14 protein-coding genes and 4 pseudogenes are annotated in these 22,275 nt (G+C 59.0%); 9 read left to right on the top strand and 9 right to left on the bottom strand.

Translation table 11 applies throughout. From position 1 onward, the window contains the following. Positions 1-102: 102 nt before the first annotated feature. A complete protein-coding gene (locus OKW41_RS30460; protein WP_429574945.1) occupies positions 103-405 on the bottom strand; it encodes a hypothetical protein in 303 nt (100 codons plus the stop codon). Between the two features lie 294 nt (positions 406-699). On the opposite strand from OKW41_RS30460, the gene OKW41_RS30455 reads away from it, so the two are divergent. Then, positions 700-1,962 (top strand): IS110 family transposase, encoded by a 1,263-nt coding sequence (locus OKW41_RS30455; RefSeq protein WP_429443797.1) that lies wholly within the window; start codon positions 700-702, stop codon positions 1,960-1,962. 371 nt (positions 1,963-2,333) lie between these two features. Here the strand turns inward: OKW41_RS30455 and OKW41_RS30450 are convergent, their stop codons facing one another. Continuing rightward, entirely contained in the window at positions 2,334-3,011 is a 678-nt protein-coding gene (locus OKW41_RS30450) for a hypothetical protein (protein ID WP_429574944.1), read from the bottom strand. Between the two features lie 426 nt (positions 3,012-3,437). On the opposite strand from OKW41_RS30450, the gene OKW41_RS30445 reads away from it, so the two are divergent. The 3 genes from OKW41_RS30445 (at position 3,438) to OKW41_RS30435 (ending at position 7,692) form a co-directional block, all read left to right on the top strand. After that, positions 3,438-4,463, top strand: a complete 1,026-nt coding sequence (locus OKW41_RS30445) for a hypothetical protein (RefSeq protein WP_429574943.1) — start codon at positions 3,438-3,440, stop codon at positions 4,461-4,463. Between the two features lie 1,967 nt (positions 4,464-6,430). Then, positions 6,431-6,721, top strand: coding sequence for a hypothetical protein (locus OKW41_RS30440; RefSeq protein WP_429574942.1), 291 nt, complete (start codon positions 6,431-6,433; stop codon positions 6,719-6,721). 737 nt (positions 6,722-7,458) lie between these two features. Next, on the top strand, positions 7,459-7,692 hold the full coding sequence (locus OKW41_RS30435) for a hypothetical protein (protein ID WP_429576507.1): 234 nt from the start codon (positions 7,459-7,461) through the stop codon (positions 7,690-7,692). A 70-nt stretch (positions 7,693-7,762) separates the two neighbouring features. On the opposite strand, the gene OKW41_RS30430 is transcribed toward OKW41_RS30435, so the two are convergent. Next, positions 7,763-8,290 (bottom strand): H-NS histone family protein, encoded by a 528-nt coding sequence (locus OKW41_RS30430; protein WP_429574941.1) that lies wholly within the window; start codon positions 8,288-8,290, stop codon positions 7,763-7,765. Positions 8,291-8,633: 343 nt separating this feature from the next. Between OKW41_RS30430 and OKW41_RS30425 the strand changes: the two genes are divergently transcribed. The 3 genes from OKW41_RS30425 to OKW41_RS30415 all read left to right on the top strand — a co-directional run bounded on the left by OKW41_RS30425 (position 8,634) and on the right by OKW41_RS30415 (position 16,064). Continuing rightward, entirely contained in the window at positions 8,634-9,014 is a 381-nt protein-coding gene (locus tag OKW41_RS30425) for a helix-turn-helix domain-containing protein (protein ID WP_429574940.1), read from the top strand. 35 nt (positions 9,015-9,049) lie between these two features. After that, a complete protein-coding gene (locus OKW41_RS30420; RefSeq protein WP_429574939.1) occupies positions 9,050-10,054 on the top strand; it encodes a hypothetical protein in 1,005 nt (334 codons plus the stop codon). Between the two features lie 508 nt (positions 10,055-10,562). After that, the gene (locus OKW41_RS30415) at positions 10,563-16,064 is read left to right on the top strand and encodes a DUF4011 domain-containing protein (RefSeq protein WP_429574938.1); all 5,502 of its coding nucleotides are present in this window, start codon (positions 10,563-10,565) and stop codon (positions 16,062-16,064) included. A gap of 570 nt (positions 16,065-16,634) precedes the next feature. On the opposite strand, the gene OKW41_RS30410 is transcribed toward OKW41_RS30415, so the two are convergent. The 3 genes and pseudogenes from OKW41_RS30410 to OKW41_RS30400 form a co-directional block, all read right to left on the bottom strand. Continuing rightward, complete coding sequence (locus OKW41_RS30410; RefSeq protein ID WP_429574937.1) at positions 16,635-17,354, bottom strand: H-NS family nucleoid-associated regulatory protein; 720 nt, start codon at positions 17,352-17,354, stop codon at positions 16,635-16,637. A gap of 183 nt (positions 17,355-17,537) precedes the next feature. Further along, positions 17,538-18,119 (bottom strand): hypothetical protein, encoded by a 582-nt coding sequence (locus tag OKW41_RS30405; protein WP_429574936.1) that lies wholly within the window; start codon positions 18,117-18,119, stop codon positions 17,538-17,540. Positions 18,120-18,238: 119 nt separating this feature from the next. Beyond that, positions 18,239-19,197, bottom strand: a pseudogene (locus OKW41_RS30400) (SOS response-associated peptidase family protein). A gap of 191 nt (positions 19,198-19,388) precedes the next feature. On the opposite strand from OKW41_RS30400, the gene OKW41_RS30395 reads away from it, so the two are divergent. Beyond that, positions 19,389-19,862 carry a PRC-barrel domain-containing protein gene (locus tag OKW41_RS30395; RefSeq protein WP_429576506.1) on the top strand — a complete coding sequence of 158 codons (474 nt, stop codon included), beginning with the start codon at positions 19,389-19,391 and terminating at the stop codon, positions 19,860-19,862. A gap of 430 nt (positions 19,863-20,292) precedes the next feature. Then, positions 20,293-20,509: pseudogene (locus OKW41_RS30390) on the top strand (hypothetical protein). 89 nt (positions 20,510-20,598) lie between these two features. On the opposite strand, the pseudogene OKW41_RS30385 reads toward OKW41_RS30390, so the two are convergent. From OKW41_RS30385 to OKW41_RS30375, 3 genes and pseudogenes are all read right to left on the bottom strand, one after another. Continuing rightward, positions 20,599-20,794: pseudogene (locus OKW41_RS30385) on the bottom strand (DUF3562 domain-containing protein). Positions 20,795-21,073: 279 nt separating this feature from the next. Continuing rightward, a pseudogene (locus tag OKW41_RS30380) lies at positions 21,074-21,457 on the bottom strand (Ku protein); the annotation flags it as partial. Between the two features lie 488 nt (positions 21,458-21,945). Further along, positions 21,946-22,110: a DUF2934 domain-containing protein gene (locus OKW41_RS30375; protein ID WP_187635659.1), complete on the bottom strand. Its 165-nt coding sequence runs from the start codon at positions 22,108-22,110 to the stop codon at positions 21,946-21,948. Positions 22,111-22,275: the final 165 nt, after the last annotated feature.

Raw genomic sequence — 22,275 nt, 5'->3', positions numbered from 1 at the left:
TGACGCCAATGTCTTCGTCAAACTGGTCAAAAACCCAGTTCTTTTGTCTCGGGTGACGAAATGCGCAGCGCCGAAATTTACGCTTTTCCGCAGACGCCGCGCTCAGGTCATCACGTCGGCATAACATGCGGCGATGTCCGCCGACCGTGCAAGGACCGCGAACAGACACGTCAGCATTTCGCCGTCCAGTCGCGCACCGTCGAGTCCCGCGTGGCGCAGAATTTCTGCTGCAAGCCTGCTGCTGGCTACATCACGATGCCCCTGCCAACTTCCATGCTCGATGTCTGTGGCGGAGAGGCAGTCCGTGCATTCCAAATCGCACTCGTCGGGCGGAATGGCGAGATAACCGAAAAGCTCGGCGACAGCTGCGCCGACGTAGGTGATGGCCAGTTCGCGAGAATTCATAGCGTATGGGAACGTGATGGTAGTCCGACGTATTATAGATAGTCCGTTCCGCTTTCATCGATACTGGTGGGACTGGCAGCTCGCTGCCAGTCAATGCGGAACATGCACCCGTGGACTACGAATAAGTCGACCCAAACGCCTGGACGATTGCCGCTTTAGCTTCGAGTCCACGGGTGCGCTTGCGTCCGATAACGAATACTCAGGGTTCGCCGTCACACCGGCTCACTATATTGCCTTCGCTGAACGCAAGCATGCATGTCCCTACCGGGTAATCTATCACTTGCGGAGGTTCGCATGGCGCCGCTATCGAATCAGCATTTCAAGGCTTTTGTCGGCATCGACTGGGCCGATACCAAACATGACATCTGCCTGCAGCAGGCTGGCGACGACAGGCGCGAGTTCGACTGCATTCCTCACCAGGTTACACGCATCGATGAATGGGCAAAGGTATTACATCGGCGCTTTGGTGGCCCCATCGCGATCGCGCTTGAGCTGGCCAGAGGGCCGATCGTCTCTGTGTTGCAGAAACATGCGTTCTTCACACTGTTCCCGGTCAATCCCGCAATGCTTGCGAAGTACCGTGAGGCGTTCAAACCGAGCCGGGCCAAGGACGATCCCACCGATGCCGAGCTGGCACTCGACCTGCTGCTGCGCCATCCTGAGCGGTTCAGCCCGCTCAGGCCGCAGAGCGCCGGCATGCGTTCCTTGCTGAGCCTGATCGAACAGCGTCGTGAACTGGTCGGCGACAAGACCCGGTTCACCAACCGGCTAACCAACGCACTCAAGCAGTATTACCCTCAACCCCTGGAATGGTTCGACGATATCGACACGGTACTGTTCTGTGATTTCCTGACCCGCTGGCCAACTCTGCCAGCAGTCAGGCGCGCGAGCAGAAAGACCCTTGAAACGTTCTTCCATGCGCACAACTGTCGGCGGGCCAAACTGATTGAGGGACGTCTGGAGTCGATCCGTTGTGCTGCATCGCTCACTGATGATCCCGGGATCGTTGCGCCTCACCGCTTGCTCGCATTGATGTTGGTTTCGCAACTGCGCACAGCGCTCGCCGCGATCGACGTGTTCGACAAGGAGATCGCGGCAGTCGCACGCACACTGCCCGACTTCGACCTGTTTGACAGCTTGCCCGGCGCAGGTCCGCATCTGACACCGCGCCTGCTGGCTGCATTCGGTGAGCAACGTGACCGCTTCAGCGGCGCTGATGAACTGCAGAAGTACTCCGGCATCGCGCCGGTCACCGAGCGCAGCGGCAAGAAGTGCTGGGTGCACTGGCGCTGGCAATGCCCGACCTTCCTGCGCCAGACCTTCGTCGAATGGGCCGGCCAGACCATCAACAAATCGTTCTGGGCCGGCGCCTATTACCGGCAACAGCGGGCGAAGGGCAGCTCGTATCAGGCCGCCGTGAGGGCGTTGGCGTTCAAGTGGATACGGATCCTCTACCGCTGCTGGCAGACCGGCACACGATACGACGAGAGCGTCTACCTCAACGCCCTCAGGAAGCGTGGTTCGTCACTCCTCAGGAACCTCGAACTTCCGGGGTAACCCGTTCCGGTCGACGATGACGCAGCTGGTTCCGGGGCCGTGGGTTGCCTCCATTTGACGTGATGTCGCGAGTTGTCCACGGCCGGCCGGCGGGTCGCCTGTTATGACCATGACGCTGGCCGGCGGTGGGCAACTCGCCAGGTGGGCGCGCGACGTTTCTTCGACATACGCCGTTTCATGAATGAGCGACGCCCGAGACTACAGGGTCAAGGATGTGGGCTGCACATGCCCTCGGAAAAACCTTGACGGACTGCCTCAGGGCGTGAAGCGGGCGCACCGTACCCGCATCTGCACTGGCAATCTTTCGCCCGGAAGATGCCCTACTCCGGCGATACAACATGAAAGTGCTCGCCGCAGCGAGCCCCGTCGAATCAGGTGATGCGATGCCCAGCGGTCAGACTCGCCAACGCGCTGTCAATGGAAGCTAGCGGCGAAGACCGCTCGCTCGAACTGGTCGGGACCACGGTAAAAACGGCCTCAGGAATGACGAAAGAAACACAGACATCTGTGACCTCTGGCAAACCGGGAAACCGCTTCATCGAGTCGATGCGCATCGCGCTTTCGAGCATATGCCGGCCGTTTGCCATCACTTCGGCTGCATCCACATCCGCGAGTGATTGCATCAAGGTCCGCACCTGGGTTATTTCCTGCACGAGCAGCTTCCGGCGAATGAGCAGCGCTTCCTCCGTGTCGTTGCGGCCAAGCGACAACTGTACCGGCGCGTCCTGGAGCGACTCGAGCAGCGCGACGACGGACGGCTCGAACAGCGGCAGCACGAACCGGTGCTGAAATGTGCCGACCTGCTGCGCGAACAGGCCGTAGTTACCAGACGCCCCGCCAGTCAGCACAGTCATCTGCATGGTGCACTCACCCATGGCGGCGGCCAGCGCATAGAACATCCGCTCATCGACGTCCCCGCACAGGTACCAGCCGCTCACCCTTCGCTGCAGTGCCGGTCTGTCTGCCAGGCGTTCATTCACTTCGTCGGGCCGCATCACACGTCCGCTACTGACGAGCACACCCTCGATGACCATCGGTTCAAAAAACATCTTCTTTTGTCCTCACACGTGCGCGGTATTGCGCACCCCCATGTAGCGACCCGGGAGAGATGGCCATTGTATTGACCGACGCCGGGCTCCCATCGTCGGCTGACCGTGACTCGGCGGCAGATGTCTGCGGTAGCCCCGAGCCTCCGTCTTGTCAGGCCGCTTATCCCCAGCAGCACGCGGACGATTTTCGTACATGAACAATTCCTCCCGGGCGGGGGGGGGGGTGCAGCGACGTGACGCCTGAACAACGTGGGCGGGGCGGGCTCGTTTTGGCAGTCTCAGGCAGCGCAGTGCCAGGCTTAACCTCGGGTGGGACGCGTCCGCGGAAACAGCGCCGACGCATAAATGAGGCCGGCTGCATTTTAGAATGCTCGCGCATATAACTATTGCGAGCTATTCGTTTGACGCCCTACCCCAGGAGGTCAAATGCGTAGCAGTCACCCACCAAGCCAGTCAGACAACGAAGCGCCACATGGCGCTGTGAGTAAACGCAGTCGCGCGCCTCTACATCCAGATATATGGAAAATCGCCGCCAGTCTGGATGCGCGCACGAAGGTGGCGCTCAGGGAAGCGCTGGCCCGAGCAGGCTTTTCCCGGCGCGCGAGCGATATCGACGCGCTCATCGCGGCCTGCAAAAAAGTCGACGAGGTCCGTCAGGGCCGGCTACGGTACCGCGTGACGCCGATGCCGTCGCTTCTCGAACGCCTTCGCAGACAACGAATGAATGCGGTTCGCGCTACGGCACGCAAATTGTTCCGCCATGGTGCGGCGGGCGGCCATTCAATGACCGTGAATTTCGCCACGACCGCGGGTGACGTGGACTACTCCGTGACGATAGGCCGGAATTGGGATACCTATGCTGGCGCATACAAGGGTTGGGCCGCCAAAGAGGACCATCATGTATTGTGCGTGCCTGCTGACTGGCGGCAGCGCGTCCTCGCTCGTGGGCTCGCGGTCCTGGGTGGCATGATGACCCTGGATGCACACGTGCTCGAGCCCGTCGGTGGCATACGACTCTTCGCTGCAACCTGGGCGAGCCAGGGCCGAGGCTATGACATCCATGTTCACGGCGGATTTATTGCCGTGCTGGACGACGAACATTACCATGCGGAAACCGCCGAAATGGCTCGTCGCGGCGTTCAGCGGAAAGCGAAACTGCGGCGCACTTACGTTGAGAACTACGAGTCGACAGCCGAGGCGTTCGCCGCGCGCTACGCCCAGTTCACTGACGTGGTAACACTGCAGGATGCGCGCACCACCGGCAGCTGCGAGTATGGGATTCGTTCATGGTGTGAGCGCGTTGGGCTTGATTACGAGGTTGGCGAAGCGCCCCTGCAGGCTGTGCTCGAAGCGTTCTGCCGGTTCCCGCAGGCGGAGGTACGCCGGGCTGTGATTCACGCGGTCCGGCGCATACGCCATGACCAAAAAGCCGGTCCGCTTTCTGCCGCATAACAGGGGGGCCCGCACCGTAGTACCGGGTGCTGGACTCCTGACGTAGTGAAACGGTGGCTTGCGATTGACGGGCCACCGTTCAATCAGTCGGAGCCGCTCAGACAGCTGACTATAACCACCATCATTCATCGCCGGGAGCTGTTGCAGTCGCGAAATGCATGCAGGCGTAACAACGCATGGCGTGGGTCGAGTGTGCTACTTGGCCTTACGGAAAGACCTGCCACCGGAGTCGAGAAGAAGTAAGGCCCGCGAGTGCGGGCCCGCAATCAACCACGGTTTAACTCTACGCACTGCAACAGGTAATAAGACTGCAATCCGCTTTATCGCCGATAGGTTCCGTCACACCGACGGCCCCGGTAGTCCCGGAACGCCAGCAACCGCAAGTGGCGGACAATTGTTCCGTAGCAGCCTGTTCCAAGCTCAAGGCGAACGTTTGTCGAACCAATTCGCCGGCGCTGCTTTCGCAGGGACAATGCCCTCCTTCCAGAAGACATCGCCGAACGAGGAGAATGAGTTCTCGCTATCCCCGCACCCCTTGCCCACCCTTTTGACTGCAACGCCTTAAGTAGGCTGTCCTTTCCCGAATCTACCGCATCTTGCCGGCAACAAGAAACGCATTCTCCGCCCCGACGTTATCTCCTATGAGACCGACGGCGTAACGTGGCACGAGATTGACCGCAGCAAACGCGGCGCAGACCGAGAGGCCGCACTCGCGGCATTGACCCGGCGCGTTGGCAGCAAACTGGTGACAGGCGACGTACTACGACGCGTGGTTGTCCATGCAAAAAATGAGCGTATTCTGAAGCGCGCGCTCGCCATTCTTCGCGAACAGGTGAAAGCATCGGACCGACCGCATGCACCGACCGACCGGACTTTTCGGGAAGTTGACGAAGGGTTATTCGAGGTTTGGTCCGAACTTGAGCCTCGTACATCGGACGGGCGCATTGGCCTTGTTGACCGATGCGTCGGGCACGTGGTCGTTCAGCTCATTCCAACCTGGCTTCCCAAGGTGAGACTCAACGCAAAAAACAAGCATCCTTTGAGCGGATGGCTCGGCGAAAACTACTTGCCATACCGCCGGCCTGACTCGCTCGGTCTATGGCCAAAGCCCACTTCGCCGCTGCGCTCGACGAAGCCGGAGGTCATTTCATGGCACTGGCTATATAAGGAGATGGGAGTCGTTCCCATCTTCAATCGATTGAGTACATAAAGCATGCAGGCGTTCGGAAATGTGGCCGTGGTACCGGTGGAAAAACAGACAAAGTCCACCGGCAGGGTCTACTGGGAATTTCGTATGTGCGAGAGTCAACGCGGCACTGACGACTCTCCGGCGTGTGAGACCGGACGACCCGGGCCTCGTAAAGGGCGATTTTGTCAAAGTTACTGGAAAACTCAAGGCGGACTTCTATCTGTCGCGCGAAGGCAAACCGACGGGTACATTGCTCGTCATTGCGTTCGAGGCAGCAAAGATTGCGAAGCCGGCGCCCCAGCCTGCGCCGGCGACTGAAGCGCCGCAGGAAGCATAGGCTACCTTGCTTGATTTCAGCCACCCCTATGGGGTGGCTCTCATTTTGGTAGTCGTCCAGCTATCTAGCGCGCCGCCTTGCATGTGGCGAGGACTTCGCCCCGACCGGGCGCAACATCCGTCGCTATCGCCCGTTCCGCCACTTGCCTCATCTAAAGCGTCTCTCAACTCAATCTAAAACGGCCGAAGCGGCAAATATAAACGTCCGCTCCCTATACGCCGGACACATGACGCAAGCCGACAAACGCGGGTACTACTCCGCGCGGCGACCGCGGGACATGTGCTTAGTTCGAAGCGAGGACGTTCTGATGCACACGCAAACCGCTCCGCAGCACCTTAATTTCGACCACTTCATGCACGTGACCGTCGACACTCGTCACACGTCCGCAGCGTACTCGGACTCCACTGAAACCAACCTCGACTAAACGATGGAGAAGGACTCGTGACATATCTCGAAAACGCCGCGCCCGATTTACATGTGCCCACTATTACGCACGAAGAATTTGTTCTGCGTATGTCTGCCGCCAAGCTGGGGATGAATATTTGCCATACCAGTGCGATGTTCGATTATTTTAACGCTTATATCCATGGCCTCCGCCGTCACTACCATGGCAAGCAATTCGGTTCCAACGAAAAGCTAACGGCGTTCATCAAGAGAGGTGGGGCTTCGAGGGTCGGACTTGAAGACGGGCTTGCCGGAACAATGTGCGACTTTCAAAGATTCTTAGACTGAATTTGCCTCAGCGAACCATAGGGGATTCCATCGCGTCACCCCGCCGAGAAGATGAAGCATCGACCACAGCCCACCGCCTCGGCCAGATACTCGTCCGGCTCCTCTCTTCCAGCCAGTTCCACGGCGTCCCCGTCTCGCGGCGGCGATTGCTTCTCAGGTTGCTCCCGACTCGCTTTCAGCGCCGCCCTCAGCCGGCGGTGCTACCAGCTCGCGCAGCCGGACTTGCCCGCATACTTCTAGGCAGGACGCAGAACTCAAAGACTACCGCGCCCTCCCGTGACGTTCGCGCAGCCTACTTTCGGTGCCCTTTTACCCGCGCTCCCCAAGCCTCATCACCATTGCGAACAGGCAAACTCCTATCGTGGCGAACTCAGCGCGTCGCGGATACAGCCGCATATGCGCTTGTCAATGGCTCACACAAGTTGCCCCAAAAACCAAAAAACGGGTTTTCCTGTCGAGTTGCGGGACGCGGTCCCATTGATGTAGTGTTGACAACACCTTTTCGGCATGGTCCACCAGCGCCAACCGTTCGAGCTCTCCGGAGTTTGGTAAAGCTGTCGCAAGTATCGCCGTCGGGCCCTCGTCCAACTTGCTGCTCGCAATTCGAATCCGAGCAGGTCCATCAGACCGGATGAATCTCATAATCTTTAACGAGGTTCGTTTTGGTTCGTTTTTTCTATCCGCCTGACCCTTTTCGTACACTCGTTGGCCATTTCGACGCCTGCAGTGGCATCTCAATCGGCAACCCGATAAGAACCGCCTTGATTGCAACGACGCTGGTCTTCGCGACAGCAGGCACGGCAAACGCCGCAGGTTGCATCAAGGGCGCGGTGGTCGGCGGGGTCGCTGGGCATTACGCGGGCCACCACGCTGTCGTTGGTGCAGTCGGTGGCTGCATGGTCGGCAGGCACCTTGCGAAACAGCACGCCCAACAGCAGGCCGCGCAAAGTCAGGCAGCACAGGCGCAATGAAACTTCGTCAGCTCGGTGTACCCGGTGGAACCAGAAAGTCGCTGGTCCACCGGGCATCTGAAAACTACGCTTAGACCGTCAGCTCGACGCCATGCTCGGCCGGGGACACCGGGGCGGGCACGGCCACGTTCGTGTGCGGCGCTTTTTTCGCCGGCGCCTTCTTAGCCGCCGCCTTCTTAGCCGGCACCTTCGCGCTCACGGCCTTCTTGGCAGCCACTTTCTTCACCGTAACCTTCTTCGTCAGTGCCGTCTTTGTCGCTGTGCCCTTCGTGGCCGTAGTCTTGGGCTTGCTCGCAGCGCCAGAATCCGCAACCCAGCTAACGCCATCAATCAAAAACTTCGTCCTGTCTTTCGCACCGGCTAGCCACGTCGGAGCGGGACCGCGTCCGCTCCAAGTCGCGCCCGACTTCGGGTCGGCATATTTCGCGGGCTGCGGACCTTTCTGCTGTCCCTTGCCCGCAGTCGCACCGACCGCCTTAGAAGCCTTCTTGCCGGTAGCTTTTGCATTCCTCACATCGCCGACCGCCACCATGCCAATCACTCCAGCACCGCCTGCTATCAGGAATTTGCTGCGATCCTTGACGTTAGCAATCCACATCGACGGGCGACCATGCCGGTTTGCACCCGCATGCCTAGAATCGGTTGCGCTGTCCGTTTGTGGTGCGAGTCATTTCTATCAGAGCGGCTTCATGATGGCAGGCGGTGCGGGCCGATGCCGGCATGCGTCTCGATATGGCCTCGGCGCCGACAGGCAAGGTTCTAAAGCCCCTAGAGCTCGGATGCAGTTTCGTGACTGCGCGGGCTGCCGTTCCAGACTCCATCGCTGCCTTGAATTGCAGCACTCGGCGAGCCTCATGGGCAAGAACGCAAATATTGTCCGCTTCCGAACATAAAGTTGCCCGAGATTCGAATACGCTTGGTGTGTCATATCCAGTACACAGATGGCAACCGCGATGGAATTTGGCGCATATATCCGGGAAAGGCGAGAAGCGCTTCTTACCTCAAGGACGTCACCAAGCCGTGCGCCGGCGTACTCACTGCGCGGGGTTGCCCGGCATCTCGAAATTGAAGCGTCCTATTTGTCCAAGGTTGAACGCGGGGTGGTGTCCCCTCCGAGCGACCAAACCATTCGACGACTAGCAGAGGTGCTCGGAGAAGACGTCGATACGTTGATGCTGCTCGCCGGAAGGGTGTCCCCGGAGTTGCAGGAAATCGTCGGTGCGCGCCCACGAGTCTTTGCAGAGTTGATTCGAGAACTGCGTGATACACCTGACAACGCAATTTTGAGGCTAGTGCGAGAAGTTCGCGACGGCCAATGGTAGTGACTTTCGACAACAACACACGGGAGTTTGACCACATGCTCACCCTTGAAAAAAATACGCTGGTCTTCCGCTTTCCCGAAGTTCACCCCGATGCGGTTTGCGACATCGAGTTTCAGCGCACGCTGCGAATTCCCGACGACAATCGCGAATACCCGCTCCCTCCGGGGCTGGGCTACTTCTCCGTCTCGCACGTAGACGATTACGCGGACCGGGTTCCAGCCCAGTGGGTAGAGCATGGCGGCGTTTTCTTTCCGATGGCCCAGGCTGAAGCAATGTGGATTCGCTTTAGCTCCGACTATCCTTTCGCCATCAAGATTGCAGTCGGTAAGGTAAATGCCGTGTCTGGCCAGCCATGGAGTCCCACGTTGCAAGCAAGGACCTCGGGCAGGGACGGTTCAACAGAGCAGGACTACGTGACCATTCCGAGACAATCATGGCTTGACGGGTTCAATATCGGTCTCGGGCTGGTTCGACAGTTTGTCGCCATGCCGCTCGGCGGCGGATACACGGTAGAGGCACAGCTGACGGGCGCAGAACAATACGGCGGATTGCAGATTATTGCCATCCCGTTGAAAGCGGAACATTATAGGCCACCTGCTCCGCACCACTTCACGGACGAGCTACAGGCCTCGCCTCGACGAGGAGGAGGAATCAAGTCGAGCAGCATGGGATTGGCCGCAGGCGGGCTGATGAAGCAGAAAATCCACGAGGACCCGTTCGGCTATGAGAAATGGGACCAGGCGCATAGCTCGCGTTGCTTCGTCCACATCCTCAACAGCGCCCAATACCAGCCGGTCACCGGGAAACGGCCGCCGGGGAACGTACCTACGGCGGCAGACTATGCTAAGACGGGGCTGCCCTGGTTCATGCTGTACGACGAAAACGAGCCAGCCGTGCTCGCGCCAAGCAAGCTCCGCGAATTGGACAGCGTTGCAGCCCTCGGCGTGAAAAAAGGCGAAAAGCCGCTTCCGGACAACGCACCATTGCTTAGGAAGCTGGTGGTCGCTGGAATTAGAAAGGTTCGGGAAGGCCGCTTCTAAAGACCTTCGCTGCGTTCGACTCAAGGCTAAAGCGGCCGATATAGACCCTCGGCGTCTTGCGCAGGGTAGTACGTTGTGAATAGCGCTTTTTCCCTTCAGCCTTTTAGTTCCCTTCAGCCTTTTTAGTTTCGAGCGCCAGAAGCCAACCGACTGCAGGGGCTATGCGGCTCGCACCAGTGCCGTGTACCGTCTCCCGCAACGCGCTGGTTCCGTTGGCAAGAAAGCTTCCTTGATTCGGACAGCGGCTGAGGCCGTGATGCTCAACGCCACCATCTGAAACAGGAATGCGAACATGTAAGCCGTAGAAAGAGAAATTGGTTAGAAAAGTGTGCTACCCCTCGTGCATCCGCTTCCATGTATTTCCGTTGCTGAATCTAGTCGGTAAGATGTCCCGCACTGCCGCTGTCCGCCGGTGGCCGTCGCCCGCGGTCCTCATGCGGAGTGGGCTTTACGACCAGCGAGGGCAGCACGACAAACGAAGAGCGAGCTATCGCCTGCGAGGACTGTTGTGAACCAAAAACAAAACGACGTAGAAGCGAAAGCGCCGGGGTCCGAGGAAAGCGTTTTCTCAGGCAACCTTCCCATTCGAGAGGCCTTGAATCAACTTCGGCTGCGGCTGCTCGACTTGACAAGCCGCAATCGGTTGCTGAATTTCACTCCATCGGCAGGCAAAACGCTACAGTTCGTTCATTGCAGCGCGGAGGCGGTGTACAGGCGGCTCATTGAGAATCCAAACGCAACCAGTGTCACGCTCGTGGGCGTCCCGGAACCAGAGCGTTCCGCCTGGGTTTCGAAAAATGGCAGGCTCACCCGTCCCGAAGCGCGTGACTACGCCTCCTCGATTGGGCTGGCGACGTCCTATGAGTTGCCTGCGGACAACATTAAGCTGCCAGCGACTTCTGAGTCCGGCAGCCAGATGACGGCCCTCTACTACGCGGAAGACTTAGCCGGCCACTGCCGCAAAATCGAACGGGAAGCAAAGCTGGCGCTCGAAGAGACCGGTGCGAACATGCTCTATCTCGCCCTCGGTTTCTTGGATTATCCCGAAAAGGCAGACAGCGACAAACTGTTCAGAGCACCGCTCGTCAGCGTGCCGGTCAATCTCGTACGGGTCGAAGGTACAAAGCACGATACCTACCGAGTCGCATTCACGGGCGAAGAACTGACTGAGAACATTTCTTTGCGCGAAAAGCTGAAACGGGACTTCGGCTTGTCTCTGCCCGTTTTCAACGAGGAAACTCACTCACTCTCGAGCTATCTCGACGAGGTAGAAGCGACAATAGAACTGCTGCCCCGCTGGAAAGTCCGCCGCATGGCGACGCTAAGCCTGCTTTCGTTCGCGACCATGTTGCTGGTTCGGGAGTTGGGGCCGGAGAACTGGCCGACGGTTAACAGTGAATCCGCGTTGCTCGCCCACCCCGTCGTCAGGCAGGTGTTTGAAGGGAGTGCGCACAAGTCCGACGGCGCCCGCGAGCAATACGCCCCGGAATATCCAATCGACGAGCATGCGCACGCAAACATTCCGCTCATTTACGACGCCGACAGCTCACAGCATAGCGCGCTTATTGACGCCATCGAAGGCAAAAACGGCGTAATCGAAGGGCCACCCGGCACCGGTAAGTCGCAGACCATCACAAACTTGATTGCGGCAGCTCTCTTCATGGGCAAGAGTGTCCTTTTTGTATCGGAGAAGCTTGCAGCTCTCGAGGTCGTCAAAACCCGACTCGCGCAAGCGGGGCTGGAACCTTTTCTCCTCGAGCTCCATAGCAACAAGACCGACAAAAAACGCGTTCTCGACGACATGGAGAAGCGCATCAGCTTCAAGCCGGTCATTCCTGCGGGACTCGACGAGCGTATCGAGACCCTCAGGGCCAAGCGCGACGAACTCAAGGCCTACGCCGACCTGCTAAACAGCGTCCACGGCAATTCGCAAGAATTGACCGTCCATCAAGTGCTTTGGCGCGCAGAGCGATACCGCCAGCAGTGCGAGGACGCGGCGAAAGTAGCGGAGGAGCTGCTCTACCCGCCAGCTCCGAATGTCACGCTAAGCCAGTTCAAAGCTCTCACTGACCGACTGAGTTACGTGGCAAAGCAGTTCCAGCTCATCGACGGCCTTGCTTCCAGTCATCCGTGGTGGGGATTTTTCCCGGAAGAACTGCAGCCGGGTGACGAGGTCCGGCTGGAAAGACTGCTCTCGCAATACATCGAACGGTTTGAACGCTTTGGCGCGGCAATGCGTGGGTGGGAGGCCGTTCTCGGCGAGGGGAACCTCGACTGGTCGCATGAGGCGGCCGAACCGCTGACTTCGAGCCTAGAGGCGCTCGACCCGAGCCGCCCAGACGACATTGCCTTCGATTCGCTGCCGAATCTGTTCACTGCGGACGATACCAACGGCGACCTCGCCGAACAGGCACTCAAACGTCTCGACGCCCGCCTGCAAAACTTGAAAGCGGTGCATGAGGACGCCGGCCGGTTTTGGCTGCGGGACGCGCCGCCTAGTGACGAGGAGCTTCGAGCCTCAGAAGAGCACGGCAAAGTCATCGCTCGGATGGACCTCGGCACCTTGGTGATGTCTGAGGCACAGCGCATTCCCGAGACGCTCAGGTCCGGCATAAGCCGTGCCGAGCGCGGACTGTCACAGTTGACGCAATTGGCGGCGGCTTCCGGACTGCCATTTGACACGTCAGCATCTGGACTTGCACAGACGAAAGCCGTGCTCGCCGTCGTAAAGGGTGCGCCGGACGCAATACATCATTTTCGACATGACGGACTACTGGGAGCGAACAGCGCATCCGTGTTGCGCAAGGCAAAGGTCGACCTAGCGGAACTGGACGGGAGGCGCGCAAAGCTCGATGAGACTTTGTATCTCGATGCGATACCCAAAACGGAGGACGTCGAGGCGGCGGTCGCCACGCTTCGGCAAGGCTCCGCTTGGTACCGCATATTTCAAGGCCCATGGCGGCGCGCTGGTAGTTTGCATCGGGGCCTGGAGCGCAGCAAGAAGAGTAAGAAGAGCCACGATGCCCGCTTGAAAGACCTGGAAGTGCTGCTTTTGCTGCAGGCCGACACGTCCGAGTGGGAGCAACGCGAGAGCGTAAAGCGAGTAGCCGGCGAACACTTCGATGGTCGGAATACGCCCTTTAAGGAACTCGCCCTGACCGCCGACTGGCTGGTCGACGCCAAGCGCGCTCTAACTGCCGCGCAAGTCCCGACGACGATATTTGACCCGTTATCCGTCGACGCTAATCGCATCGCCGCGCTTCGTGCCTATGCTCAACGCGCAGACGCCGCTCTCGGGGAAGTTGACGCGTTCTGGGTCGCGTTTAAAGAAGGTATCCCTTCGAATTCGGTCGCCGCGATGCAGGTACAGCAAGTCAATGCTGTGCAACAACAGCTTGAGCTTGTCGAGCGGTTCGCCCATCAGTTGGAGGGCGCACTTGCAGCTTACTCATCCAATGTTGCGCCGTCGTCCTCGTTCTCCCATGCGGTGCACGCCGTGAAGGGTGCGCACACGGCAGCCGGCTTGCGGCGCGCGGTAGACGCTGACCTCGAGGCTCAACTCTTGCTCGGCACGCGGCTTAAAGGAAAATCGACCGACCTCCGGCCGGTTCTGGCGGCGCTTACCTACGGACGACTCGTCAAGCAGGCCAAGCTTCCGGCCGCCGTTGAGGGGGCGCTCTTATCGCCCTCATGCGCTCGGAACCATGCGAGGCTGACGGCCGTGATAAGAGAAATAGTCGCCGCCTGGGAGGCGGTAAGCTCATTTTCGCGAGACATGGGCGGGTTCGGCTCTTTCGATTTTTCGCAATGGATGGGAGGAAAGACGCTTGGGCAAACCGAAATCGGCGCCGAGGCGGCTGGGCGCGCGAGGCTTGCCGTCGCCAACATGGACGCGTTGCTGCCGTGGGTCCAATACTTTCAGCTTCGGAGCGACGCCGAAAAGTACGGACTCAAGCCGTTCTACGAACTGGTCGAATCGGGGCAAATCCAGTCCGAACATCTGGTCGACGTGTTCGCCTACCGCTTCTACTCCTCCATCGCGGATACGCTCTTTCGCTACTTCCCGAGACTGAGCCGCTTCAGCGGAACCCGTCACTCGAGTGTGCGCGCCGACTTTGCCGCGCTCGACCGCGAAATAATCCGCCTCAGAGGCCAACAGGTGGCAGCGCAATGTGGCCGTCAGCGTCAACTCCCTGAGGGGCGTAACGGCGTGCGCGTCGCCGACAAGTCGGAGATGTCGCTGATTAGGTTTCTGGTAAAGCAATCGCGCCCGCGTGTGCCTGTGCGAAAAATGCTCCAGCAAGCCGGCACCGCTATCCAGCAGTTGAAGCCGGCCTTCTTGATGGGTCCCGAGGCCGTCGCCAAATTCCTCACGCCCGGCGCAATCCACTTCGACATGGTCATAATGGACGAGGCGTCACAGCTCAAGCCGGAGGAGGCAATCGGCGCCATCGCTCGCGGGAGGCAGCTTATCGTTGTGGGCGACCCTAAGCAGTTACCTCCGACTTCGTTCTTTTCGAGTATGGGGCAGAACGCCGACGGAAATGGCAACCAAATCGCGGCCGTCGATGCTGAGAGCATCTTGGACCTGTGCATTAGTCACTTTCAGCCTATTCGCTCGCTGCGCTGGCATTACCGGTCGCGACACGAATCGCTTATTGCCTTCAGTAATTCGGAATTCTACGACGGCAAGCTCGTCGTCTTTCCGTCGCCTTATCCGAAGGGAAAAGCCTTGGGCGTTCGCTATCACTACGTTGGCGACGGGGTATACGAGAACCAGATGAACGACGTCGAGGCGGCGCGAGTAGCGGACGCAGTCGTTGACCACATTATGACGCGCCGGGAGGACTCACTGGGTGTCGTCACGCTGAACGTCCATCAGCGAGACCTTATTGATGAAAAGCTGGCGGAGCGGCTGCGCAGCCTGCCGGCGGCGGACGACTACAGAAAGCATTGGGACTCGGTAGGCATGGACCTGTTCGTCAAGAACCTGGAAAACGTCCAAGGTGACGAACGCGACTGCATCATCATTTCGACAACGTTCGGGAAAGCGAAAGGGACCACGGTTGTACGCCAGAGCTTCGGACCGATTAGCCAGCAGGGTGGATGGCGGCGGTTGAACGTGCTCTTCACCCGAGCGCGGAAGTCCGTCGCAGTGTTCAGCTCAATGCAACCAGAAGACATCGTGCTCGATGAGAAAACACCACTGGGTACCCGTGCGCTTCGAAATTACCTTGCGTTTGCGCGCACCGGTACCTTGCCGCATGAAAAGGAGACAGGGCTTGAACCCGACAGCGACTTTGAGGTCGCCGTCATCGACGTTCTTCGGGCAAGTGGCTATGAGGTGACTCCCCAGCTTGGCGTGGCCGGGTTCCGCATCGATATCGCGGTAAAGCATCCCGACTATCCCTCTTCGTATCTCGCCGCCGTGGAGTGCGATGGCGCGACCTATCACTCTGGCGTCTCCGTGCGAGACCGGGACCGCATCCGTCAGGAAATCCTCGAAAGCCTGGGCTGGAAAGGGAAAATCTGGCGCATCTGGTCAACCGATTGGTTCCGTAGCCCCCGTAGTGAAACGGCGAAGCTTCTTTCGTTCCTCGAATCGCTCAAGCAGGCAGCAGTGCCGCCCGAGCTGCTTGCGGCGCTCGTACCCGCGCTTTTGGAACCGGCATTTGATACGGCGGAGGCGCCAAAGGTCAGGCCAGCCGCGTTACCATCGCGCGCGTCTATGATGGACGACTTATTCGCGTTTGCTGACCAGTTTGAAATATCAGTCGGCGACATCGTGACCTACAGCCCGGCTGACAATCACAACGATACGCTGACTGTGCGCATTACGGCCCACCGGACGGACGTTGCCCAGGGATTGATTGCTCAACAAACCCCACTTGCGCAAATCCTCCTCGGGGCGACTGTCGGCGAAACGGTTGTTTTACGTGTTCCTGCCATGCCCACGCAGGCCCTCCTCATTCGCGAGGTCAAGCGAGACAGTGAGAACGAAGCTGCCTGACGGGACCCGACCGCCAAGCGGCCGTTCATCGCTCGCGACACCGCGTCATGATGCGTATTCCGTAGGTGGCGCACATATCGATAATCAGTGTCCCGCCGTCCACCCATCCCTCCGGGTCGCCCTTGCACTGTCTCTTGTCACGCAGACAGGTGGGCCTGCCGATTTCGAGGGCGGACACGTCATTCTGGGCGATGTCCTGAAGGACGATATGGCGAGCGACCCGCTTCGCGGCATGGCGGCAGCGGCTCTTGCGGACAGCGCGAGGCTTGGTCGTGGCATGGACGCCGACCTTGAGATGGCCAAGGACATGTATGCCACGGCCTTGGAGCTTGGACACCGGTCGGCCGCGTATAACTTGGGCTTGTACTGGGAGGGACGCTGGGGTACGAGTGCTCCCGGCGACGTCGTCCCCGACAGCACAAAGGCGGCACAGGCCTACAAGCGTGGCGGTTCGAACGCAAAATGCGCCGCCCGCCTGGACGCATTGCGGACCCGTTCGAGGTAAACCACGCCAATCGCGCGTGCCGACGCAAAAAAAAGCGAGCTCTGTGTGCTCGCTTACACGGTCGATTAAGCAGCCGCAGCTTCCGGCGCAGCCGCGACATTCGTCGTCGTGCCCACCTTTTTGGCGCCAACCAGTTTCTTCGCCGGTGCCTTCTTCGCTACCGCCGCCTTTGTCGCGGGTTTCTTCGCGACGACTGTCGGCTTGCTCGCAGCGCCAGAATCTGCAACTCCGCTAACGCTAGCAATCAGAAACTTTGCCCGGTCTTTCGCACCGGCTAGCCACGCCGGAGCCGGACCGCGCCCGCTCCAAGTCGCACCGGACTTCGCGTCGCGATACTTAGCCGGCTGCGGACCTTTCGGCTGACCCGTGCCAGCAGCGGCGCTGACTGACGACGAGACCTTCTTGCCCGCAGTCTTGGCCTTCTTCGCACTTGCCACGCCTGCAGCGACGACTGCATCGGCACTACCCTCAATCAGGAATTTGCTGCGGTTTTTCGCGTTCGCAATCCAACCCGGAGCGCGTCCGTGTCCGGACCATGTAGCCCCTGTCTTCGGGTCCTGATACTTCGCTGCGGACGGCTTGGCGACGACCGCAGATTTAGCTGCGGCTTTCGGTCCACGTTTCTTGCCACCAGCATCCGCATCGATGTCGGCGGTTGTCAGGCCGTGCGTTGACATTAACTCGCGAATCTTTTCGATAACAGCACTCGACTTTTTCGCGATGAGTGCGTCTGCTTGGTTCTGCAGTTTTTGGATTTTTGCTTGCAAGGATTCCAGGGGCGTCATTCGCACCTCCGTCGTTGAGATGGTCGCACTATGCCATGCGGGTGACGAAGTCGGCTAGTTCGGCGACCGCGGTCACGAAAGGGCTCCCTCGCACAAGACCCGAAGAATTGCGATAAAGGTTTCCGCTTTAATCGTTGTCCACAAAATCGGCCGCGGTCACCTACTCTCAACGGGGATTTCAAGCTAGGGTTCGCTCAACTCACCTTCCAGAACCCATTGGCGCTCGCTTTCTGATAGCCGCTTAATCCGGAGTGTGCCCGCGCCCTGCAGTCCATTGAATTTACCTGTCGCTCCGCTGACTTCCCACAGGCCGTTGAAAGCAGAACGCGGCTCGCCGCGTTTGCCTGCCACGGTTATCTGCCGCAGTTGCGTCTTCAGATAGAGTATGTCGCCGGGGCCACGAGTGATGACAAGATAGCCGGTTCCCCGACCATTGGTTTCGGGCCCCAAGGTCACCTCGTGGAATCCCCACTCCTGTACCGTCGCGCCGCGAAGCGCTCCCTCAGTCACCACCTTGCCCGAGCGACGCACCAGCGCGACATATCGATTACTGCCGTCTGCAAACACCAGTCTTGTGTATTCATTGGGCAACCCCGGCTCACCCTTCTTTATGTCAAACCGGAGTTCGACTGTGAACGGCTTTGCCTGAGTCAATTGGCCGGCGTGCGGCTGATTTTGCTGTTGTTCTTCCGGTATCGCCGGCGCACACACAGCGCCCAGGGTCATCAAGCTCAGGATGCATGCAAGGACGATTCGATGCTGCATGTTGCCTCCCGTTATGCTCGCTCTTCCGGCAATGCACGGCGCTTTTCCTGTGCGTACCTTATCTCCAGGCACGCCATATCACAGTGAGAACTGGAAAGGCGTAGGAGAGGTGATGGCCTTCATGCAGCCATCCGATGTTCGTAGAAGGGACGGTCCCTGTCATCAAGAATTGCATGCAATGCCGCTAGGTCGCCTGAATTGGGATTTAACCATGCATCATGTTTTCAGGATTGATGGGGATGATGCAACGGTCGTGGCCGGCTGCGGCGACTTCCGGCGGAGGCTCGTCAGTAATCGCCGCGAATGAGAGTAAATCGGGTTCCCCAGGCGCGGACCAGCGCGACCACAAGCAAGCTACCAGCATCTCGTGTGCGGGCTCGGGGCAGAACTCCAAAACAACGTTTCGGTCTTCTTCGCCCTCGGCGAGTACGCGGCCCTCCATCTTGGCTCTGCTGACATTCTCGTAGAAGGTACTGACCACAAGGATGCCGTGCGAATAACCAAAAGGCGGCTTCCAATACCCACCCAGATTGTCGCGACGCGCGTTGTAGGTGCCAGGATATTTGACGTCGTAGGATGCCGGCTTGCCTGCAATGCGGCATTGATAGCGCATAGGCTTTATGACACGCTGTCCGTTTTCCATAACCATGACTGGCGCGTAATGCCCCGGGAATATGCGCGAGTCACGTGGCTCAGGTTCGGTGCGCCGAATGTCGTCGAGCCAACCGAGAGCCTGTTCAATCTTGTTCGCTGCGATGCGCTTGCTCTCGGTCGCTGCTTTCGTGACTTTTGTCTGCAGTGAGCGCTCCGCATCGGCGGGGCGGCTGCGCTGTTTGAACAGGTCTTGCTCTAGCTTGGTCACCTGTTCGGCGTTAAACCGGTCGATGAGAGTCTTGACCTCACGTTCGTCGTCCGACTGCGGGTCGAAAAACGCATCTTCCATCGCTTTTGGCACCTTTGCCTTACTACCCTCCGCGCGCTCGAAGAAGAGCTGAACAAACTCCCGAATGCTGATGACAGCGCCGAACATTTTTACGAACCGCCGGTAGTCCGCCAGAATCTGAGCCGAATAGCACATCAGAACCTCCGTTTTCCACCTATGATGATTGTCGCTTTGCCGGTGCCACCCTGTAAATTTTTACCTGATTTCAAGGCGCACATGCCACGCCTCCGCCCGCCTGGTCTGGCCTGCTGAAGTCACGTTTCGTCCGCCAACCTAGGCACGCGGCTTGCGCGTCGCAGGCGCACCCTTTGTTAAGGAGGTGAATGATGGGCTCAATTAACCCGCAACGTGGCCCTCAAGGCGGAGCCAACATCGTCGGCGGTGGTATCGGCGACGGGCCGGGACCAGACGTCATGGCTGCCGCGACGCTCGACGGGACCAAGGTGATGTCTTCAGACGGCGAACACGTGGGAAAGATTTCAGACATCATGCTTGATGTCCGCAACGGACGCATCGCCTATGCAGTGCTGTCTGAAGGCGGTTTCCTTGGGATGGGGTCCGACCTGCATGCCATCCCATGGAGTGCGCTGACCCTCGATACGGACCAGAAGTGTTTCTTCGTCGACATCACGGCACAGCGCCTCAAGGAGGACCCGGGCTTCGACAAGGACCACTGGCCCGCCATGGCAGATGCGAAATGGGGAGAGTCAACGTACAGCTACTACAATCGGCAGCCGTACTGGTCCGCGACCCAGGAGGTGGTGGAGAGTGACCCAGCTTTCCGGCCGAGTGAGCACTGAAAAACATATCCGTTAAGCCGGTGTTCTGTCAGTCAGTCGCTTTAGTGTCTATGCCACGGCGTGTGGCGCGTTGACCGTATGGTGCGCGACCGTCATTACTGCCAAGGCTGCGATAGCTCGTGCGTGGGAGAAGTTGTCGGCTGCAGCGATTCGCTGAAGCGTCGCAATGTGGAGAAGAAACTGTGAAATTGTGTGGCGGCGGATTGATGTTGCTAGCCTGCATGTCGACCGCATTCGCCGGCGAGCACTATATCGAGGTCTGGGACCCACCAGAGGCGCGGTGCGGGATACATCAGCAGGCCACAAGGCAGCATATCGTCGGTGATGGTGCGCGAGTTGTTGCGCCAGACGTATAAGAAATTCCACGGCAGATAACTCGAAACGTACATCGCGTGAATTCGCACCGTTCAACTGTCGAGGTTACGCGCTAGTGGAAGCTGAGAGCTACATGGGACCGCATCTGGGGCCACGCCATCGTTCAACAGGACGACATTCTTGACCAGGAACGATATGCGGCAAGCGGCACCATCACCCAGCACAACAAGCTTGTTGAAGCCTCGGGCGTCCTCGGCAGCTTTGAGACCGAAGAAGAGGCCGAGCTAGTCGGTCTAGACTGGGCACGTGCTTGGGTGGAGAGCCACTGCTGAGTGCTCGAGGCCCGGAGTGCGCGACATCCAAGGCTTAGCTCGCCCCGAACTCGGGCAAGCTGACTCGGCAGTGTACGGAAGATTCTGCACTACGTTGCTGTTCGGGATTTCAGGCCTTCCCGTACGCGCTTTGCTGCAAAAAGAGGAACGTAATCCAGAATGCGCGCTTCACGCTGATAATCTGTAACGGCGTCAGCGTACATCTTCGACACCAATTCTTCGTCGGTTGTGCGTGGACTCGGCGATGTCATGGACAATTTTCTGCGGGTCGGCGGCCGTCTTCATATGTCCTCCATTCACTACTGGCAGCAATGTAGTGAAGGTCGCGACCGTGGAAACCGCAAATAGAATCGGTCAATGAAGCGTGCGCCACAGGCCTGCATCCTCGAATGCTGACATGCATATTCAGTGCCACACGTATCCCTTAGCGCACGCGGTCACGAGGCATCGCCGTGAGATTCGACGGCAGCCTAGCTCGCCATGAGGCTTCGATTCACTTGAAGTTCGCGTTTGACGGCCGTCGCGACGGCGACCTGCGTCAAACACCGCGCGCGAGAGCTGCCTTTGCCGCAGCAGACTGTAGAGTTTGGCTCCCCGCTTGTCCGGTGCAATGAAATAGGCCTTATCAGTACAGCTGGTCGACCGATTCCTCCGGCATGAAGGAGACAATCTCGACAATATGAGTGGCACCTTCTTCCAGCGCCTTCAGTTCGTCGGGAGTGAATACAATGAACCGCCCTTTCTCAAACTCGTAATCCTTCTTCATGTCGGCACGTGCCACGACCTTGCCGGTGGCTTCACAAACGTACTGCTGCTTCACCCGGCCGCCTTCCGGCGACGGGAAATTGAAGCCTACCCCTGAGGCACTCTCGGTGGCCGAATACAGTTTGACCGGAATGGAAACCAGCGGAAGGAAAGGGTCAACGATGCGATTGAGCGCGCTGTCATGGACTTCTCCTCGTAGCCGGCGGCGGGAAGCTCGCGCGGTTTCTTATTACGGCTGGACCAGCCAGCTGTTGGAGCTAGCCGATACCCTCCCGGCTTTCGCAAGCTTAGCACCGGGAAACCGGTTTCCAAAGGCCGAAGCAACTCAGATGCCCGTGGATGCTCGTAGGCCGCCTTCAGTTGCACAGACCCGCCGTTTGCACGCGAACTGAGCTTTCTGTTCGTCCAAAGCTTTCGCAGAGTCAGTCCAACTCCGAGACGTCGCGCGCCTTGCGCTCGGTCATGCGCGAACCGCCAGTTGTTTTCGCAGGGTATCCAGGTGTGCTACCTGCTAGCGCCGCCGATTTTGGCTCACTGGAAAGCACCCGAACTGGTAAGGAGCAAGGCGACACCCGGACGGTCGGGGTACCTGAGACCGGTCCGGTCAATCGCCAAGACAGGCGCGTGAGGACCCTTGCTCTGGCGCCCGCATTGCCTTTGGCGCGCGCCGCTCAGGCTACTGTGTCGCCCTCAGATGCTGCCGGTGACTGGTCCGCACCCAACTGCTGTCGAGCCTTCTCCCAGTACTCGTCCGCGCGTCCTTCGGGAGAGCCGTCCTTCTCCCACAGATAGAAAGCAAGTGTTCGGATTTGTTCTTCAGTGACTGGCACGTCCATCTCAACCTCCTTAAAGAAAGTGGCCCGGGCGGGCAGGCTAATTACGGCTAGTCGATGGTAGCAAGGCGCCTGCTTGATGCCGCTGGTCGTCGGCGACTCACCGTCTCAGTCTGGCACGGACCGTGGTTGCCCGAACGCTCTTCGCACGTGCGAGTGGTTGTAGCG

Source organism: Paraburkholderia sp. UCT70, from assembly GCF_050434085.1.
GTDB classification, from domain to species: Bacteria; Pseudomonadota; Gammaproteobacteria; order Burkholderiales; family Burkholderiaceae; genus Paraburkholderia; species Paraburkholderia tuberum.
Note: the sequence above shows the minus strand (reverse complement) of the source record. Positions and strands in the feature narration are given on the sequence as shown.

Coding starts and splice junctions, on each gene's coding strand:
- OKW41_RS30425 (WP_429574940.1), top strand. CDS start 8,634: ATGGCAACCGCGATGGAATTTGGCGCATATATCCGGGAAAGGCGAGAA.
- OKW41_RS30420 (WP_429574939.1), top strand. CDS start 9,050: ATGCTCACCCTTGAAAAAAATACGCTGGTCTTCCGCTTTCCCGAAGTT.
- OKW41_RS30460 (WP_429574945.1), bottom strand. CDS start 405: ATGAATTCTCGCGAACTGGCCATCACCTACGTCGGCGCAGCTGTCGCC.
- OKW41_RS30455 (WP_429443797.1), top strand. CDS start 700: ATGGCGCCGCTATCGAATCAGCATTTCAAGGCTTTTGTCGGCATCGAC.
- OKW41_RS30395 (WP_429576506.1), top strand. CDS start 19,389: ATGGGCTCAATTAACCCGCAACGTGGCCCTCAAGGCGGAGCCAACATC.
- OKW41_RS30430 (WP_429574941.1), bottom strand. CDS start 8,290: ATGTGGATTGCTAACGTCAAGGATCGCAGCAAATTCCTGATAGCAGGC.
- OKW41_RS30405 (WP_429574936.1), bottom strand. CDS start 18,119: ATGCAGCATCGAATCGTCCTTGCATGCATCCTGAGCTTGATGACCCTG.
- OKW41_RS30450 (WP_429574944.1), bottom strand. CDS start 3,011: ATGTTTTTTGAACCGATGGTCATCGAGGGTGTGCTCGTCAGTAGCGGA.
- OKW41_RS30410 (WP_429574937.1), bottom strand. CDS start 17,354: ATGACGCCCCTGGAATCCTTGCAAGCAAAAATCCAAAAACTGCAGAAC.
- OKW41_RS30375 (WP_187635659.1), bottom strand. CDS start 22,110: ATGGACGTGCCAGTCACTGAAGAACAAATCCGAACACTTGCTTTCTAT.
- OKW41_RS30445 (WP_429574943.1), top strand. CDS start 3,438: ATGCGTAGCAGTCACCCACCAAGCCAGTCAGACAACGAAGCGCCACAT.